We start from the raw sequence: 18382 nt of genomic DNA on the forward strand, positions 1-18382 counted from the left end.
GACGCACCTCGGCCCTGTCGTACGGACGCCGGACGGCCGGGAGCCCCGGACTCAGGGGGCCGGAGCCCCGGCGCTCGGCGGTGGTGGCCTCACACCCTGCGCCACCGTGCCATCGCGAACGAGAACAGCCCGAACAGGACGAGGCCGGCGGCGACGCAGGCCAGCAGCCAGGGACCCATGGGCGTTCCGGCGAAGGACCGCAGCGTGCCGTCCATCCCCTTGGCCTGGTCGGGCTGGTACTTCACGGCGGCCCGCACCGCGAAGACACCCGCCGCCGCGAACACCACACCCCGCGCGGCCCCGCCGCCGACTCCCGTCGTGTCGACCGCCCGGCGGACCCGCCGCGACATCTCACCGAGCTTGAGGTGCTTGTGATACTTGCGCATCACGGCCCGTACGCCGATCCAGACGCCCGCGACGACCAGCCCCACCCCGGCGGCACCGACGATCCACTGGCCACCGGGTATGCCCAGTGCCTTGGCCGTGACGTCCCGTGACTGCCGGTCGCCCGAACCGCTGCCGCGCGAGCCGGCCGCGAAGGCCAGCACGGAGTACGCGACGAACCCGTAGAACACGCACCGTCCGGCCGCCATCAGACGCTTGCCCGCCTTGCCGCCGTCCTGTCCCGCGGCGCCGAACAACGCCTCGGACAGCCGCCACAGCGCCATACCCACGAGCCCGGCGCCCAGAGCCCACAGCAGGGCCTCGCCGAACGGCTTCGTGGCGATCTCCTGAAGGGCGCCGCCCCGGTCCGCCTGCCGCCCGCCGCTGTCGCCGAAGGCGATACGCAGGGCCAGCACGCCGACCAGGACGTAGATCACCCCCCGGGCGGTCAGCCCCGCGCGGGCCGCGCCCTCACGCGCGGAGCCGGTCGCCGCACGGCGGGCGCCGATCTCTCCGTCGCGGGCCACCGACCCGGCGTTCACACGGACCGCGTCTCGTGCGCCGTACTCGAATCCAGTCGCAGCCTCATCTGAACCTCCTGGTCACCGGCCTCCGTGCCCAGCTCGTGCACGGAGAAGGCGGCACCGAGGACCTCCCGCAGACGCTGTGTCGCCTGGGGGCCACCCTGTGCCTCCACGACCGGCTGCCCCGAAAGTTCCACGACAGGCCCGGCTCTTCCGCTGGGTTCACCCGCGGTGTCGAACAGCACGGTCCACACCGTCGGCCTGCCGGTCCCGGACTCGTGGGGCTGGTCCGCCCCCTCCCGGTCCGCGGCGAAGCGGCCGCACAGGACGCCGAGCACGCTCTGGGCGTCGGCCGCGGAACAGTCTCCGAGCATCACGTGAACCGTTGACGCGGGCAGTTGTTGCACGCTCATGAAAACCCTCTCCCTCGCGTCGGCGAACAGGCACGCGCGCCCGAGAATGAGCACGTCGTGACAGGTATGCGAGTACCCCGTGATCCGGCGCGAAACGAGGAACGCACGCATTGGTTGCGCCCATACCGGCCCAGGTCAGAAAGGTCCGTGAGCTATGTTGAGTTCTCGTGGGACATGAAGGAGGCGCACCGGTGCCATCGCCGCAGCAGGCACGCGCCCAGGCATCCGCGATCACCTCGGGAAAGACGGCACCCGAGGCGGGCGTGGCACCCACGTCACAGCTCAGGGAACTCTTCGACGGCCCCCGGCTCTCCCCCGGCCAGCGGCGCATCGCCCAGTACCTGATCGAGCACCTGACCGAGGCCGCGTTCCTGTCGATCACCGACCTCGCCGAGCGCGCGGGGGTGAGCCAGCCCTCCGTGACCCGCTTCGCGGCGGCCGTGGGCTTCAGCGGTTACCCCGCCCTGCGCGAGAGCCTCCAGGCCATCGCGCTCAGCACCCTGGGCAGCAGCACACCGGGAACCCCCGCCGAGGTCACGAGCAACGAGCTCCAGGCCGCGGTGGACGCCGAGATCGAAAACCTGGAGAACCTGCGGCGGGACTTCACCGATCCCGACCAGATCATCCGCGTCGGCCGGGCCCTGTCGGAGTCGGCGCCGCTGACGGTCCTCGGGCTGCGGATCTCCGGCTCGCTGGCCGAGTACTTCGCCTACGCGGCCCGCCGCATCCACCCGGACGTGCGGGTGGTGACCCGCGGCGGCTCGGTGGCCTACGACGCGCTGCTGCAGTCGCGAGAGGCGGGCGGCACGTGGGTCCTGGCCTTCGGGATGCCCCGGCACGCCCAGGAGACGCTCACGGCCATGCGGGTCGCGCGGAGCGCGGGCCTGAAGGTGGCCCTGGTCACCGACCTCGGGCTGGGCCCGCTGGCCGACGAGGCCGACGTCACCTTCGCCACCGGAACCGGTTCCCGGCTCGTCTTCGACTCCTACGCGGCCCCCGTGGTGCTGTCCGCGGCGCTGCTCCAGGCCATGACCGACGCCGATCCCGAGCGCACCCAGGCGCGCCTGGAGGAGTACGAGCAGGTCGCCGAGCAGCACCACTTCTTCCTGCGGGACTGACCCCGGGGCCCGGACCGGGCCCCGACCCCGGGTGTCGGCCCGGCATCGCCATCGCCATCGGCGGAGGAAGCCCCCGCTGTCGCGAGGAGCGCTCCGGCTTGCACGGCGGCCTCTCCCGTACCCGCTCTCACCACGGCATCACGGGATCATTCACAACAAAGCGCGCATGAATGTTTTCATGTCCTTGCGCTTCTGGCGGCATATATAAATACTTCTTTCGGATCGTGCCCCGGAGGCTTCCAGGTCACGACCCATGAGCACCGGGGGCCCTCCGCTCCTACCCGCATCGGGCCCCGGGTGTTCGAGCGGGTCTCGCGCACGAGACCCGTGGTGGCGGCCCCGGTACCCCTATTCCGGGGCCGCCCCCAGAGTCCCCCGCCGACGTAATCCGGAAGCGATGAACATGGCCCTGACGTATTCACCGATCACCTCGGACTGGCCGTGCCAGGTCAAGACCCCCGGCAGCTTCGACTGGGAGCGATCGGCGGTGAAATGGCTGCGCGAGCTGGTGCCGAGCCGCTACGCGACCTACCCCGTCCTGCACAAGCACCCCGTCCTGCTCGCCCGCCACGCGCACCTTCAGGTGCAGCAGGAGATAAGGGTCGCCCGTACGGCACTGCAGACCGCTCGCTCCGAGCTGCCCGGCCTGGGCCTCCAGGAGGGCGTGATCGAGCACTCCATCAAGATGTACGCCGCAGAGGTGATGCAGCTCCAGCACATCGCCCGGAGCATCCGTGCGGTGTCCCAGGCGCTCGTCGACCACACCCACCCGCGAAACTGAGGTCCCGGGCCCTGCCGTGGCCCGGCAGGACCGAGTCCGAGGAGACAGCGTGGACAGTGCCGGGCAGCAGACCGACGGCGCCCCTGGAGGCGACGATTCCGCGGTGGCCGCACCGCTCGACGTGAAGTGGATCCACGGCTCGCCCTCGGCCAAGCACAACACGGACCCCGACATCCAGGTCCACGCCTACGACGAGCACACGGTGATCCTTCGCCAGAACATGGCGGTCGACTACGAAGCGCCCTTCATGTTCCTGTTGTTCGGGACCGCGCGAGCCGTCCTGATCGACACGGGCGCCACGGCCTCGGCGGACCACTTCCCGCTGCGCCGGGTCGTCGACGAGGTGATGGACTCCTGGCTGGCCGCTCACCCCCGTGACGACTACGGGCTGCTCGTGCTGCACACCCATCCGCACGGTGACCACATCGCCGGGGACGGCCAGTTCACCGGCCGTCCCGGCACCGAGGTCGTGGACGCGGCCCTCGACAGCGCCTGGGACTTCTTCGGGTTCCACGACGATCCCGACGCCGTGGCGCGTGTCGACCTCGGCGGCCGGGTGCTGGAATGCCTGGCCACCCCCGGGCACCACGAGGCCGCCGTGACGTTCTTCGACCCCTGGACCGGGGTCCTGCTCACCGGCGACACGGTCTATCCCGGACGCCTGTACGTCGAGGACTGGCCGGCCTTCACCCGCACCGTCGACCGGCTGATCGACTTCTGCGGGCGCCGCCCCGTCACCCACGTACTGGGCTGCCACATCGAGATGACCCGGGAACCGGGACGGGACTACCCCGTGCGCACCACCTACCAGCCCGACGAACCACCGCTCCAGATGACCACGGATCAGCTCGTGGACGTCCGCAGGGCCGTCGAGTCCGCCGGCTCGCGTCCCGGCCGGCATGTCTTCGACGACTTCGTCATCTGCCGCCGCGACACCCAACCGTGAGAGAACGCTCGCCCGAACAGCGCCGCCCGGGGCGATAGCCCGGGCACGAGCGGGCACACGGAAGGGAAGCGCACCCGACGACATCTCTGGACGGACACATGGATTCGACCTCGTGGACCGTGGTCCTCGTCATCGTCGCCGTACTCGCGGCCGCCGCGCTCGCGGTGGCGGTGGTGCTCCTGCGCCGGCTCGTACGCACCCGCCGTGACCTGCGACGGGCCGGACTGCCGACCGGATCCCGCTGGGTGTTCTGGGGTGCCGTCGCCTATCTCGTGCTGCCGACCGACCTGCTGCCCGATCCCGTCTACCTGGACGACATCGGCGTCATGCTGCTCGCCCTGCGCTCCATGCGCGCTGCGGTACCCTCCGGGGCGCTGCGCCCGCCCCTCGCCCCCGTCAAGGGCGACCCCGGCCAAGTCCCGCGCCGGTCGCGGGAACCGTAGGCCACCGGCGGTCCGTTGAGCGGTCGACGGCCCGTGCTCCGCGTCCCCGGCGCGGGAAGCACGGATCACGACCCCGACGGGCGGCGGCATGACCGAGCTGGTTCCCGGGGGCAACACGCCCCTGCCGGACGGGGCCCTGGCCTTCAGGGTCCCCGGCCCCTTCGACGTGTCCGCGCTCATCACCGACGACAGCGGCCGGGTGCGCGGCGACGGCGACTTCGTGTTCTTCAACCAGCCGACCGCACCCGGTGTCCGTCTCGACGGCGGCCGGCTCACCGTCGATCCGCCGCGGCTGAGGAGCGGAGCGTCCCGCGTCACCGTGGTCGTCAGCCCCACCGACCTCACGACTCCCCTGGGACGGCTGCCCTCCCCCACGATTCAGGTCACCTCGGCGGACGGCCGTGTCCTCGCCCGGTTCACCCCGCCCCGGCCGCAGCGGGAGACCGTGCTCCTGCTCGCCGAGCTGTACCGGCGCGGTACGGCCTGGAAACTCCGTGCTCTCGGGCAGGGGTACGCCGACGGGCTGGCGGGCGTCGCGCGGGATTTCGGGGTCGATGTCACCGAGGACACCGCGCCGTCGGGCGGCGCGGCGGCGAACACCACGCCCCACGGCGGGCGCGGCGGACGGCCCCTGACGGCGCCGAGGGTGCCGAGTCCGGGGCCGGCCTTCGCGCGGGGCTCCGCGCCGGGCACCCGGCGGCCGGACGCGGCTGCCCGGGGCGGATCGCCGGTGGCGCCGGGAGGCGGCCCCGACCCCGACGGATTCCTGGGACCCGTGAACGCGGCGCGCGCGGCCGCCGGTTCCCCGCCCGTCCGCCTCGACACCCGGCTGACCGCCGCCGCGCGCGGCCACGCCGCCGCCATGGCGGCCCGCGGTGTCCTCGCCTCGGAGACCCCGGACTGCGTCTCCGTCTACCAGCGCGTCCTCGCGGCCGGATACCCGTACCTGACCATCGGCGAGCATCTGGTCTCCGGCCCGCGCACTCCGCGCGAATTCGTCGAATACTGCCTCTCCGCCGAGCCGTCACGGCGCACCCTGGGCGATCCCGCCTTCGAGCAGGCGGGACTGGCCCGCGTCCCCGACACGCGCACGGGCGACCTGTACTGGACGGCGCTGTGGGCCCGGCCGTTCAGCCCGGCGAGCCTGGACCTGACGACGCGCGAGGTCATCGCGCTCACCAACGGCGAACGGGCCGCGGCCGGGCTGCCGCCCCTGGCCACCGACGCGACGCTCACCGCCGCGGCCCAGGCCCACAGCGCCGACATGGTGGCCCGCGACTTCTACGCGCACACCTCCCCCGAGGGGAGCAGGCCGTGGGACCGCGCCGCCGCCGCGGGCTCCGCCCACCGCGCCGTCGGCGAGAACATCGCCTGCGGACAGCGCTCCCCCACCGAGGTGGTCCGGGGCTGGATGGACAGTCCCGGCCATCGCGCCAACATCCTCAAGCGGGACTTCACCCACATAGGCATCGGCCTGGCCGGCGGCAGCAGGGCGGGCACGTACTGGACCCAGCTCTTCGGCGGCTGAACCGGCGTCAGCCCCCGGGGCTCGTCCGGCACTTCCCGTCCGCCGTGCGGACCGGGTGGGCCCGGTGCGCTGCTTTCCGCCAATTCGCCGATTCCGCCGCCCCGTTTCCGCTGCATCCCCATGGCGATGCGACCCGCGCGCCCCGTCAGCGCGTACAGATGGTGCCGTCGCCCGCATCCGCGGCGCGGTCCGGTCCGGGACGTCGGACCGGCAGACGGCACTCGGGAGAAGAAGATGGTCTCAGCAACGGCGGTTACGGGGACGGCGCTGGGCGCGGTCGTGGTGTCCCTGCTGGCGGCCCCGGCCCAGGCCGTGGCGCCGGCGGACACGCACCGCTCCGGCGGCGAACGGACCGCGGTGGCCGCCCTCGCGGCGCCCGACGAGGCGGGCCTGCGGGCGATCCTGCGGACGGCACGCGGTCAGGGAGCACCCGGCGCGATGGCGAGAATCGACGACAACGGCACGGTGCACCGGCTGGTCGAGGGCGTCGACGACCGCGCCACCGGACGGACCATCAGCACGAACGACCGGTTCCGCGTCGGCAGCGTCACCAAGTCCTTCTCCGCCGTGGTGCTGCTCCAGCTCGTCGACGAGGGCAGGCTCAAGCTCGACAAGCCGGTCAACTCCTACCTGCCGGGCCTGCTGCCCGACGACAGGATCACCGTGCGGCACGTGCTGAGCCACCGCAGCGGTCTGTACGACTACACCAACGACATGTTCGCCCGGTCCGTCTCCGGCTTCGAAGCGGTCCGCAACAAGGTGTTCGGCTACCGCGACCTGGTGAAACTGTCACTGGCCAAACCGCGCACCAACGCGCCGGGGGCCGCGTACTCGTACTCGAACACCAACTTCGTCGTCGCGGGCATGCTGATCGAGAAGCTGACCGGGCACACCGTCGCCACCGAGTACCAGAAGCGCGTCTTCACCCCGCTGAACCTGACCGGCACCTTCTACGTCCACCCCGCCACCACGATCCCGGGCCGGCACGCCCAGGGCTACCTCACGTCGGACACGGCCGGAGCGGCCCCGGTGAACTCCACCAAGCAGACGGCCTCCTGGGCACAGAGCGCGGGCGCCGTCATCTCCACGCCGCACGACCTGGACACCTTCTTCTCCGCACTGCTGCGCGGCAAGCTCATGTCCGCCGCGCAACTCACCCAGATGACGAAGTGGACCCGGGTCAACAGCACCACGTCCTACGGCCTCGGCCTGCGCCGCCGCGAGCTGTCGTGCGGGATCTCGGTCTACGGGCACACCGGCACCGTGCAGGGCTACTACACGTACGCCTTCACCACGAAGGACGGAAAGCGCAGCCTCACCGCCCTGGCCAACACCTCCAACAACACCACGGTCCTCAACACCATGTACCGCACCCTGGAGCCCGCGTTCTGCGGCAAGCCCGCGACCAGGGCCGCCGCACGGGCCGCCGCCGCACCCGGCGTGGCGCCCATGGAGCGGCACGAGGACATCGCGCCCTCCGTCGGCCGCGACTGACCCGCGAAGGGCGCGTGCCGCGTCTCACCCCCGGGAGTTCGGCCGCCGGTGCGGCGGCTGGTCGGGGGCGGGGCGCAGCCTCGGCGCCGGGATGGGCAGGCTGCGGGGCTTGTCGGCGTCGACGGTGAGGGTCTCACGGTGGTGGCGGATCTCCAGCGGGCCGCCGGACGTGAGCGTGTAGGTGGCGACGTCCTGCCCGATCTCCACGCGCAGCCGGCTGCCGAGCACCTGGAGGGAAAAGGCGAGGCGGCTGAACCGTTCCGGCAGCCGGGGCGCGAACTCCAGGGTGTCCCCGTGGTGGCGCAGCCCGCCGAAACCGGCGACCAGGGCCGTCCAGGTCCCGGCGAGCGAGGCGATGTGCAGGCCGTCGCGGGTGTTGTGCTCCAGGTCCTGGAGATCCATCAGCGCGGCCTCGACCAGATAGTCGTAGGCGAGGCCGGGATGACCGGTCTCGGCGGCGATCACGGCCTGGCAGCAGGCCGACAGGGAGGAGTCGCGGACGGTGAGGGGTTCGTAGTAGGCGAAGTTGCGGGCCTTGTGCTCCTCGTCGAAGAACGGGCTGCACTTGTAGAGGGCGAGCACCAGGTCTGCCTGTTTGACGACCTGCTTGCGATAGATGTCGAAGTAGGGGAAGTGCAGCATCAGCGGGTACTGGTCGGGGCGGGTGGAGGTGAAGTCCCAGCGCTGATAGCGGGTGAATCCGGCGTGCTGCTCGTGGACCCCGAGTTCGTCGTTGTAGGGGATGTGCATCGCGTCGGCCGCGTCGCGCCAGGCCGCGCTCTCCTCCTCGTCGACGCCGAGCTCCGCGGCCCGCCGGGGGTGCCGCTCGACGGCGTCGGCGGCGGCCAGCAGGTTCGCGCGGGCCATCAGGTTGGTGTACGTGTTGTCGTCGGCGACGGCGCTGTACTCGTCGGGCCCCGTCACCCCGTCGATGTGGAACCTCCCCTGGTGATCGTGGTGTCCCAGGGATCGCCACAGCCGCGCCGTCTCGGTCAGCAGCTCGACGCCGGTGTCGCGTTCGAAGCGGCTGTCGCCCGTGGCGGCGGTGTAGCGGACGGCGGCGTCGGCGATGTCGGCGTTCACATGGAAGGCGGCGGTGCCCGCCGGCCAGTACGCCGAGCCCTCCGATCCCGCTATGGTCCGCCACGGGAACGCGGCTCCCCGCAGGCCGAGTTGGGCGGCCCGTTCCCGTGCCGCCGGGAGGGTGTTCTGGCGCCAGCGCAGCGCCTCGGCGACGGAGCCCGGCGCGGTGTAGGTGAGCAGCGGCAGGACGAAGGTCTCGGTGTCCCAGAAGGCGTGGCCGTCGTATCCGGAGCCGGTCAGGCCCTTGGCGGGGATGGCGCGCTGTTCGGCTCGGGCGCCTGCCTGGAGCACGTGGAAGAGGGCGAAGCGGACGGCCTGCTGGATCTCCTCGTCGCCGTCCACCTCGACGTCGGCGCGTGCCCAGAAGTCGTCGAGGTAGGCGCGCTGTTCGTCGACGAGCCGCCGCCAGCCGCTGTGCCGGGCGGCCGCGAGGGCCGCGTCGACCTGGTCGCGCAGAGCGGGCAGGGAACGGTTGCCGGACCAGCCGTAGGAGACGACCTTCTCCAGGCGCAGGGTGTGGCCCGGCTCCAGCACGGAGGTGACCGTGAGGCGGGCGAGGTCGTCGCTGCTCTCGCCGCTCAGGGTGGTGCCTTCGGGGCCGCTGACCGCGTGGTCCGCGGCCGCCGCGACCCGCAGGCCGCTCTGCCGGGTGCGGTGCACGAGCCGCAGCCGGCCCTCCGCCGCGAAGTGCTCCTCCGCCTCCAGCGGCGACTTCAGGGCGATCGCCGCCCGCGGATCGCGGTCGCGGCCGGGCAGTTGCTCGTTGGCGACCAGTTCCGACTGGACGACCACTCTGATCCGGCTGTCGACGGGCTCCACCTCGTAGGCGACGGCCGCGATCGCCCGCTGGGCGAAGGAGACGAGCCGGGTGGAGCGCACCCGGACCGTGGAGCCGGCCGGCGAGGTCCACTCGCAGGTGCGGGTGAGCAGCCCGGTGCGCAGATCCAGGACGCGCTCGTGGAAGCGCAGCCGTCCATAGCGCAGGTCGAACGGTTCGTCGTCGACGAGCAGCCGGATGAGTTTGCCGTTGGTGACGTTGATGACGGTCTGCCCGGACTCCGGATAGCCGTAGCCCGCCTCCGCGTAGGGCAGCGGGTGTGTTTCGTGGACGCCGCCCAGGTAGGTGCCGGGCAGGCCGTGGGGTTCACCCTCGTCGAGGTTGCCGCGCCACCCGATGTGGCCGTTGGCGAGGGCGAACACCGACTCGCTCTGCGGCAGCAGTCCGAGATGCAGCTCGCTCTCGCGCAGGGACCAGGGTTCGACTCCGTACGCGGAGTGAGTGATCACGCGCGCTCCCCCAGTTCGTCGAGATCCTGTACGACGATGTCGGCGCCGTGGGCGCGCAGGGCGGCGCTCTGGCCCACGCGGTCCACGCCGACGACGTACCCGAAGTGGCCCGAGCGGCCCGCGTCCATACCGGCGAGCGCGTCCTCGAACACGGCCGCCTCGGACGGCTCGACACCGAGGTCCTTCGCCGCGGCCAGGAAGGTGTCGGGGCGCGGCTTGCCCGGGAGCCGCCGTTCGGCGGCGACGCCACCGTCGATGCGTACGTCGAAGAGGGCTTCCGCCCCCACCGAGCGCAGGACGTCCCGGCAGTTGGCGCTGGAGGAGACGACCGCGGTCCGCAGGCCGTGCGCCCGGACCGCCTCGATGTAGCGCAGCGTGCCGTCGTAGGCCTCGACCCCGTCGGTGCGGATCATGTCGAGCAGCAGCTCGTTCTTGCGGTTGCCGAGTCCGTGGACGGTGGCCCGGTCCGGCGGGTCGTCGGGGGTTCCGTCGGGGAGTTCGACGCCACGTGAGGCGAGGAAGGACCGTACGCCGTCGGCGCGGGGCAGGCCGTCCACGTACGCGGCGTAGTCGGCGTCGTCGAAGGGACGGAATCCCTCGCCGTCTCGTCCTCGCAGGAAGTCGTCGAACGTCCGCTTCCAGGCGGCCGCGTGGACCACCGCGGTTCTGGTGATGACCCCGTCGAGGTCGAAGAGGCAGGCCAGGATCTGTTTCGGCAGGCCGAGCTCAGTCATACGAGGAAGTCTGCCCCCGGAAGCCGCCTCCACCGGGTGGCGAGCGCCACATCACCGCCCTGGCTCAGAAACCGTGCTCAGCGTTCCCGGCGTTCCCGGTCTTTCCCGGCCCTCGGTCCGTCCGGTACGGGACTTCCCCCGGGCCTCGCGTCGCCGATACTGGAGGGCATGGAGATCGCTGCCCCCGCGCCCTTGTCCGGGCTCCTGTGACCGACGTGGTTCCGTCCTTCGACGACCTGGTGGAACGGGCCGCCGCGCTCGTACGGCCCGGCCGGCGCGCCCTTCTCGGGATCGCCGGCAGTCCCGGGGCGGGCAAGACGACGCTCGCCGAGCGACTGGTCGGACGGCTCGACGAGCGCGGGCCCTTCCGTGTCGCCCACGTGCCGATGGACGGGTTCCATCTCGCGGACGCCGAGCTGGACCGGCTGGGGCGCCGGGGCCGGAAGGGGGCTCCGGACACGTTCGACGCGGCGGGGTACGCGGCGCTGCTGCGCAGGCTGCGCGAGGACGAGGAGGACCTCGTCTACGCGCCCGGTTTCGAGCGGGTCCTCGAACAGCCCCTGGCGGGAGCCCTCGCGGTTCCCCGGGCCGCGCGTCTGATCGTCACCGAGGGGAACTACCTGCTGTTGCGCGAGGACGCGTGGGCGCGGGCCCGCGCCCAGCTCGACGAGGTGTGGTTCTGCGAACTCGACGAGGCCGACCGTGTCCGGCGGCTGGTCGCGCGCCACGAGGAGTTCGGGAAGGACCACGACACGGCGGTGGCCTGGGTGCTCGGAACGGATCAGCGCAACGCCGAGCTGGTCGCCGGGACCCGGGACCGCGCCGACCTCGTCGTCGGGCCGGCGGTCGTCGGAACGACCGCCGGTGGAACGGCTGTCGGCGGGTCGGCGGGTCAGTGAGGCCGGATCGCCGCCTCGGGCTCCCCGTGCGCGTCGCCCCGGATCGACGGTCCACGCGGTGAGCGCCTCGGTGGGCAGGTGTGCGCGCGAGCGGTGACGAAGGTGCCGGCCCACGGATGACACGGCGTCCGGAAGCGGCGGGTACGGGGGGGCCGGGGCGGAGGGAGCGACGTCACCGAGCCGGCCGCCCCGGCCGTCTCAGGGGGCCGGCGTCCTGGATTCCAGGTCGGCCCGCGTGTCGTTGCCGTAGACGCCGGACTCGTCGCCCCGGATGCCGTACCAGAGCTGGAAGCGGGCGACGGCCGCCGTGAGCGCGGCGTCGTAGGTGCCGCTCGTGCTGCCGTGGTCGTACACGTTCGGGATGCGGAGCAGGCGTTGCTGAAGCGCGGTCACCTCGGGGCCGCTGTCGCCCTCCCGGAGCGTGCCGGCGCCGTCCGGATCGGAGGCCCCGTCCGCTGCCCGGTCGGCCGGTGCCGTCGAGGAGTGGTCTCCCGCCGTCCCGGACGCGTCGTCCCGGGCCCCGCCCGGCACCAGAAGGGCGAGGGCGAAGCCGGTCAGGCCCGCCGCCGCGATGGCCAGCGTGACCGCGGCCCGGCGCAGGCCCGTGCCACGAGCCTGGCCGTGGGCGCCTCCGGGCTTCTTCTCGTGCGGACGTCCGTCTCCGGGAGATGTGCCCTCGGCCAGGTCGGCCCCGTACACCCGCGGAGTCTCGGCCGTGTAGTCCTCGCCTCCCGGGACCGGGGGCAGTTCCTCGGTCTCGTCCTCCTCCACCAGCACGGGCAGGAGCCGTACGAGAGGCGCCGGCTCGGAGACCGGACCGAAGTCGTCGTCACCGTCGGCCATCCCCTCCTTCTCGCGCACCTGCCGGAGCAGCTCCGCCAGGGACTCGGAGCGGCGGCTGCGCTCGATGTGCGTGGGTTCGATCACGGAGCGCCCGGTGGACCTCCCGCGTTCGGGCCGTGTCGGCACACTGCTCTCCTTCCGTCCACGCGGTCTCCCGCCGTCCCTGTGCAGTGATACGCGGGCACGGGCCGGGCCGTTCACCGCCCCCGCTCCTCGGTGATCATCAGCGGGCGGCCCTCGGCACGGAGAGGTGAACTCGGCTGCTCCCGGAAGCCGTTGACGTCGTGGGTCGCGCCGACGTTCCTCGAGCGGGCGCCGGGCTCCCCGCCTTGGACAATCCGTGAACCGAGTTGGCGGAAGGTTGACCAGTTCCCTGGAGATCGCTGACGGACGCGTCCATAAGGTCGGCTGCATGCCCCCACAACCTCCCCTGCCACCGGCTTTGCCGGTCCTGCCGTACCGGAAACCCACCCGCGACCGGGACTACTGGGTCTTCGACGACGTGCTGCCCGACCCGGATGCCGTACGGGCCCGGTGCGTCGGAAGGGACGACTGGGCCAAGGGCCATCCGTACACCTCGGAGAGCTGGCCGGGCCTGCGGACGATGCCGGGGCTGGAGCAGGACGAACTGGCCTGTGTGGAACGGCTGGTGAGAAAGGCCACCGGCGCCCGGAAGCTGTGGCAGCAGTCGACCCCGTCGGGCGCCACGCTCAACCACAACTGTGTCCAGGTCGTCGGCAAGGACGAGGGCGAGCCCCGCCCGCACACGGATTCCCGTGCCCTGTGCCGTTACGCGGCGGTGCTCTATCTGAACCCGAACGTCCCCAAGGACTGCGGAACGGCCTTCTTCCGGCAGGCCCTGCCCGGCGGCCGGCTCGGCGGCAACGTCGTCGTCGCACCGCACAACAATCTGGTCGAGGCCCTCGGTACGCGGTTCGTCCCGCCGGACTCCTTCGCCGAGGACATCCGCGTCCCGCACCGCTACAACCGGCTGCTCCTCTACAACGCCAACCTGATGCACAGCGCCACCGGCTACTGCGGGACCACCATGGACGACAAACGGATGACCGCCGTCTTCTTCTGGATGGCGTGACCGGGACCGCCTCTCGTCAATTACCAGGCGAAAACCGGGCATTCTTCGACAGCCGAGGGATTACACCCGCGCCAAGTTCTGGTGGCCGGGAAGTGTGCTCGTCATGATGGGCGCATGACCTTGGCCTCCAGAGCCATGACGCGACTGGCCAGCTGGCCGGACCTCGCGGAGTCCCTGCCCAGCTGCGGCACGGGACGCGCACTGTGCGCGGCGCAGTGCGAGATCGTCCACTTCCATTCCGAGCACGATGTCGACCTGCACCTCACCGACCGGGCCATCCGGCGCTTCGAGGACCAGCTCAGGACCTCGACGGCGATCCGCATGGTGCCCGGTTCCCGCTGGGTGACCATCCATCTCGAAGTCGACTCGGACATCGACCTCCTGCTGACCCTGGTGAGCGTCGCCCTGCAGGCCCACCGGAACGGGCACATGGCGGGCGACGACATATTCTCCGCGACCTGCAACGACCGCTGACCGCGGCACCGGCGGGAACGCCCCGAGCCTCGGCACTCGTGCGGGAACGAGTGCCGAGGCTCTTCTCACCGCGTCATCCGGGGGGGGAGTGATGACACGGCCGGTCGGAGGCGGGCGCCCGGGGCCCGGTAGCGGGCCGTCGAAGGACACCGAACCCCTCGGTCAGGTGGGCCATGGCTCGACCACATAGTCGATCACTGCCTATGGACTGTCAACTTCACTCCCCGCAGGCGGAGTTCACCTGCGAGCACACGACAGCCGCATACGGAACCCAGTCCCCCGACACGAGGGCACCGAGTGCCACCATCTCGGCTTCGACGCCGGTTCCCGACCGGTCGTCAGGTCGCGGCGCGGAGCGCCCATGCGGCGCTTGGCCGAGAAATCGAGCCGTCATCCGCGCGGGACCGAGCAGGGACCGGCCGCCACCACGCGCCTCCCCGAAAGGTACGGAGTTTCATTTAAAAGGTACGGAGTGCTTTACGGGTGACACTCAGTGCCATAACCTGTGGTCGAGCGCGGTGATCCGCGCACATCAGACTCCGGCCGAGCACAGGGAGAGGACATCGTGTACTACCCAGGAATCGCCCTTCACCCGGGCCTGAACGCCTCGACGGACGTGCTCGACGCGGGACCCGTGGAGCGCCGCGACACCACTTCGGCGGAACGCCCCGGGGACGTGCTGCTCTTCCAGCGGTGCCACTGGTGCGCCACCGCCATGTACAACCGCCTGCTCTGTCCCGTGTGCGCGGGCAGCGACCTGCGCACGGAGGCGAGCGCGGGCACGGGCGTCGTACGCCACTCCACGGTGATCCACCGCAACACCCCGGCCGCCCGCAACGTCTCCCTCATCGAGATGGCGGAGGGCTTCACGGTCCGGGGCCGGGTCATGGGCTCGCCCGCCACCATCCACAGCGGCGACCGGGTCCAGCTCTCCACCGCCCAGGACCCGGTGCGCCGCCAGCCGGTCTTCCAGCTCATCGACGGCCCGTACAGCGCCTGGAGTTGAGAAGCGGCGGACGGCGGCGGGCGGACGAACCGCACCCTGAGCCGCCGCCCGCGGACCGGGCCCTGCCGCCCCGTCCCCGCCCGCCTCGCGACGGCAGGACCCGGGGCCCGTCCGCAACGGTGATCTCTTTGTCGTTCGAGCCTGGCATTCAGGTGATTTCGGTACGACCGAACATTTAACTCTCCTTAGTATCTGGTTCCGTGACAGACGGGAACAGTCAGCGGCGACCGGTCGGCCGTGCGACCGATGTGGTCGTCCTCGGGGCCGGACCGGCCGGGCTCGTGCTCGGCAACATCCTTGTGGACCGCGGGATCGACTGCGTCGTCCTGGAACGGGCCGAGCGCGCCCACGTAGAGACACGGGCACGTGCCGGGTTCCTGGCCGCCAACACCGTACGGATCCTGGACCGGCACGGTCTCGCCGAGGGACTGCACCGGCGCGGCAGGCTCCACAGCACCTGCGAGTTCCGTACCGAGGACGGCCGGTTCCGTCTTGACTACAGCGCTCTCGGGCAGCGGGAACGGCACACCGTGTACCCCCAGCAGGAGCTGGTGACCGACCTGTTGGCGCGGTTCCTCGAACGCGGCGGACAGATCCGTTTCGGCACCGAGGCCGTGGCCGTGCGCGGGACCGACGGTGAACGGCCCGAGGTGGCCGTACGCGAGGCCGACGGACGGCCCGGACTGTGGCGGGCGCGCTACGTGGCCGGCTGCGACGGGCGGCACGGCGCGGCACGGCGTTCCCTGCCGGCCGGCATCGTCCGCCACCACCGCGATCACGGCGTGACCTGGCTCGGGCTGCTCGCCGAGGCACCGCCCAGTCTGGACGCCGTCGGGTACGCGGTGCACGAGCGCGGGTTCGCCGGGCACATGGCCCGCACCAGCGAGGTCACCCGCTACTACCTGCAGTGCGAGCGCGGCACCCGGGCCGACACCTGGTCCGAGGAGCGGATCTGGGACGAGCTGGAGCTGCGGATGCGGGCGCGGGACTACGGCCCGCTGCACCGCGGGCGTGTCGTGCAGCGTTCCGTCGTCGGCCTGGAGTCCGACGTGCTCGAACCGCTGCGTCACGGCGCGCTGTTCCTGGTGGGCGACGCCGCCGCCCTGATCAGCCCGTCCGCCGCGAAGGGCGCCAATCTCGCGGTCCTCGGAGCGGCGGTCCTGGCCCGCGCCCTGATCGACGACCTCACCGCCGGAAACTCCGAGGGCCTCGACGCCTACTCGGCCCGGTGTCTGACGCACATCTGGCGGGCGCAGGAGTTCTCGCACTGGATGATCGGGCTGCTGCACGGCCCGGCCGGCGCGGACGGCGAGTCGCTGTTCCACAACTCCCTGCGCCGCTCCCGGCTCGCCTCGCTGCGCACCTCGCGCAGCCATCAGGACTGGTTCGCCGAGCACTACGTCGGCGTCTAACCGCTCACACCCCCACCCGGCCCCTCGTACACCCGTACGCGTACATCCGAACCCCGGAATGAGGATCCCTCCACAGTGATCACGGCATTGTCGGGCGAAACGTCCCGCCTGCGCGCGACGGTCGACTTCGTCAAGCAACAGGACACCGCCACACTCCTCCCGCTCCTGCTCCCCGGCCTCGACGGGCCGGAACTGCGGAGCCTGGTGGAGCGCTGCGCCTTCTCGCACGCGGCACTGCTCGTCCTCCCGTCCGACGAGGCGGCGCTGAACGCCGCGCTCGCGGAGTGCGGGCTCGTCGTGGACGTGCCGCCGCGGCCGAGCGTGGTCGTGCGTGAGCGTCTCGCCGAACGGCACCGGCGGTCCGCGGCACAGCTCGACGTCGGCCTTCTGCGCCCGGAGGTGGAGTGCCTGGACGGGATCCGGCGCATGGTCGAGGTGTTCACCCTGACCGTGCCGCCGGGGTCGGACCTCGAAACGCTCGCCGCGCACGAACGGGAGTGGCAGCACGAGGCGCATGTCGCCTTCGAGGTCGCGGAACCGGACCCGCTGGTGCTGCGCGGCCTGTGCGCGACCTTCGGACAGTACGGCGCCACCCCCGACGGCGGCGGCTACAACCCGCACGAGAACGGCACGGTGTTCTACTTCGGCGCGCCCGCCGAGGCCAAGGCCGGGTACCGGCGCGTGGAGCTGTACGTCCCCGGCGACCACCGCGACGTCCTCGCCTCCCACCTCGACGCCTGCCGCGAGCGCCGGCCCGCCGAGACCCTGCTGCGTCTGCTGACCGGGGCGTGGACGACGCAGGCCCTGACCGCGTTCGCCCGGCTGGAGGTGGCCGACGCGATGGGCGAGGAGCGGGGCGTCGGCGTGGCCGAATTGGCGCGCGACGTCGGCGCCTTCGAGCCGAACCTGACCACCCTGCTGCGCTATCTCACCATGCTGGGCGTGGTGCGCGAGGACCGCGACGGTTTCCTGCTCACGGAGACCGGCGGGCTGCTGCGCGCGGACGCCGAAGGGTCGATGCGGCCGCTGGCGCTGATGTACGGGGGACCGTTCTACGAGTCCTTCGCCGGGCTCGGACACGCCGTGCGCACCGGAGAGGTCGCCTTCGAGCGGCGCTTCGGCGAGAACCACTTCGACCACTTCGCCCGCGATCCCGAACTCGCCGACCTCTTCGACCGGTCGATGGCCGCCGGTTCACGGATGTTCGACCCGTTGCCGGCCCACCCGGTCCTGCTGGCGGCGGCCGACGGGGCCACCGTGGTCGACATCGCGGGGGGCAACGGGGAACTGCTCGGCCGAATCCTTTCCGCGCACCCTCGCCTGCGCGGCCTCCTGCTGGAACGCCCGCACACCGTCGAGGCCGCCCGCCGTCTCCTCGGCGCGGCCGGGCACACCGCGCGGTGCGCCTTCCGGGCGGGCGACTTCGCGGACGTGCCCGCGGGCGGCGACGTCTACGTCCTGTCCCGTGTCCTGCACGACTGGGACGACGACCGCTGCCGCGAGATCCTGCGCCACTGCGCCCGCGCGATGCACGAGACCGCGGATCTGCTCGTCGTCGAACGGGTCCTGCCCGCCGACGGCTCGGCCTCGCTGGCCACGGCCTGGGACCTGCACATGATGTGCAACGTCGGCGGCCGCGAACGGCGCGCCGACCACTACGCCCGGCTCTTCGCCGACGCGGGCCTCACCCTGGTGGGCCGGACGCCGCTGCCCCTGGACGGCAGCGTGCTGCACGTCCGCAGGACCGGCCCGGCGGACCCGGCGTCCCGGCTCTAGGGCCAGGGCCGCCCGGCCGGACGCGGGGGGGGGGGGCCGGCGGGCGGGGGGGGGGGGGGGGCCGCCCCGCCCCCCCCCCCGCCCCGCGGGGGGGGGGGGGGGGGGGGAGCATGATGGGGTTGTTTGTGGGGGGGGGGGGGGTGG

Annotated in this window: 17 protein-coding genes; 12 read left to right on the forward strand and 5 right to left on the reverse strand. The window is 72.2% G+C overall.

Features of this window, described 5'->3' with window-relative positions:
* Positions 1-89: 89 nt before the first annotated feature.
* Positions 90-911 carry a DUF1206 domain-containing protein gene (locus ACF07B_RS35850; protein WP_392181979.1) on the reverse strand — a complete coding sequence of 274 codons (822 nt, stop codon included), beginning with the start codon at positions 909-911 and terminating at the stop codon, positions 90-92.
* Positions 912-922: 11 nt separating this feature from the next.
* Positions 923-1321, reverse strand: a complete 399-nt coding sequence (locus ACF07B_RS35855; RefSeq protein ID WP_369485930.1) for a hypothetical protein — start codon at positions 1319-1321, stop codon at positions 923-925.
* A 191-nt stretch (positions 1322-1512) separates the two neighbouring features.
* Here ACF07B_RS35855 and ACF07B_RS35860 point away from each other — a divergent pair, with 191 nt between their 5' ends.
* From ACF07B_RS35860 to ACF07B_RS35885, 6 genes are all read left to right on the forward strand, one after another.
* Positions 1513-2439, forward strand: a complete 927-nt coding sequence (locus tag ACF07B_RS35860; RefSeq protein WP_392181980.1) for a MurR/RpiR family transcriptional regulator — start codon at positions 1513-1515, stop codon at positions 2437-2439.
* A gap of 397 nt (positions 2440-2836) precedes the next feature.
* On the forward strand, positions 2837-3220 hold the full coding sequence (locus ACF07B_RS35865; RefSeq protein WP_392181981.1) for a hypothetical protein: 384 nt from the start codon (positions 2837-2839) through the stop codon (positions 3218-3220).
* Positions 3221-3269: 49 nt separating this feature from the next.
* Complete coding sequence (locus ACF07B_RS35870) at positions 3270-4166, forward strand: MBL fold metallo-hydrolase (RefSeq protein WP_392181982.1); 897 nt, start codon at positions 3270-3272, stop codon at positions 4164-4166.
* Positions 4167-4264: 98 nt separating this feature from the next.
* Positions 4265-4609, forward strand: coding sequence for a YkvA family protein (locus tag ACF07B_RS35875; protein WP_369485933.1), 345 nt, complete (start codon positions 4265-4267; stop codon positions 4607-4609).
* An 88-nt stretch (positions 4610-4697) separates the two neighbouring features.
* The gene (locus tag ACF07B_RS35880) at positions 4698-6137 is read left to right on the forward strand and encodes a CAP domain-containing protein (protein ID WP_392181983.1); all 1440 of its coding nucleotides are present in this window, start codon (positions 4698-4700) and stop codon (positions 6135-6137) included.
* Between the two features lie 234 nt (positions 6138-6371).
* On the forward strand, positions 6372-7631 hold the full coding sequence (locus ACF07B_RS35885) for a serine hydrolase domain-containing protein (protein ID WP_392181984.1): 1260 nt from the start codon (positions 6372-6374) through the stop codon (positions 7629-7631).
* Positions 7632-7655: 24 nt separating this feature from the next.
* Here the strand turns inward: ACF07B_RS35885 and ACF07B_RS35890 are convergent, their stop codons facing one another.
* Both ACF07B_RS35890 and ACF07B_RS35895 read right to left on the reverse strand, forming a co-directional pair.
* The gene (locus ACF07B_RS35890; RefSeq protein ID WP_392181985.1) at positions 7656-10001 is read right to left on the reverse strand and encodes a glycoside hydrolase family 65 protein; all 2346 of its coding nucleotides are present in this window, start codon (positions 9999-10001) and stop codon (positions 7656-7658) included.
* Positions 9998-10735, reverse strand: coding sequence for an HAD family hydrolase (locus tag ACF07B_RS35895; protein ID WP_384239899.1), 738 nt, complete (start codon positions 10733-10735; stop codon positions 9998-10000). Before ACF07B_RS35895 ends, ACF07B_RS35890 begins: the two co-directional genes overlap by 4 nt.
* A 215-nt stretch (positions 10736-10950) precedes the next feature.
* On the opposite strand from ACF07B_RS35895, the gene ACF07B_RS35900 reads away from it, so the two are divergent.
* Positions 10951-11634, forward strand: a complete 684-nt coding sequence (locus tag ACF07B_RS35900; RefSeq protein WP_369485354.1) for a nucleoside/nucleotide kinase family protein — start codon at positions 10951-10953, stop codon at positions 11632-11634.
* Between the two features lie 198 nt (positions 11635-11832).
* Here the strand turns inward: ACF07B_RS35900 and ACF07B_RS35905 are convergent, their stop codons facing one another.
* Positions 11833-12603: a peptidoglycan-binding protein gene (locus tag ACF07B_RS35905; protein ID WP_392181986.1), complete on the reverse strand. Its 771-nt coding sequence runs from the start codon at positions 12601-12603 to the stop codon at positions 11833-11835.
* Positions 12604-12889: 286 nt separating this feature from the next.
* Between ACF07B_RS35905 and ACF07B_RS35910 the strand changes: the two genes are divergently transcribed.
* The 5 genes from ACF07B_RS35910 to ACF07B_RS35930 all read left to right on the forward strand — a co-directional run bounded on the left by ACF07B_RS35910 (position 12890) and on the right by ACF07B_RS35930 (position 18238).
* Entirely contained in the window at positions 12890-13570 is a 681-nt protein-coding gene (locus ACF07B_RS35910) for a DUF6445 family protein (protein WP_369485337.1), read from the forward strand.
* Between the two features lie 114 nt (positions 13571-13684).
* Positions 13685-14044 (forward strand): luciferase family protein, encoded by a 360-nt coding sequence (locus tag ACF07B_RS35915; RefSeq protein WP_369485338.1) that lies wholly within the window; start codon positions 13685-13687, stop codon positions 14042-14044.
* Positions 14045-14678: 634 nt separating this feature from the next.
* Entirely contained in the window at positions 14679-15050 is a 372-nt protein-coding gene (locus ACF07B_RS35920; RefSeq protein ID WP_392182069.1) for a Zn-ribbon domain-containing OB-fold protein, read from the forward strand.
* A gap of 248 nt (positions 15051-15298) precedes the next feature.
* Positions 15299-16462, forward strand: a complete 1164-nt coding sequence (locus tag ACF07B_RS35925) for a 4-hydroxybenzoate 3-monooxygenase (RefSeq protein WP_392182070.1) — start codon at positions 15299-15301, stop codon at positions 16460-16462.
* Positions 16463-16537: 75 nt separating this feature from the next.
* Entirely contained in the window at positions 16538-18238 is a 1701-nt protein-coding gene (locus ACF07B_RS35930; protein ID WP_392181987.1) for a methyltransferase, read from the forward strand.
* Positions 18239-18382 lie beyond the last annotated feature (144 nt).

Source organism: Streptomyces sp. NPDC015532 (assembly GCF_043078065.1).
Taxonomy (GTDB): domain Bacteria; phylum Actinomycetota; class Actinomycetes; order Streptomycetales; family Streptomycetaceae; genus Streptomyces.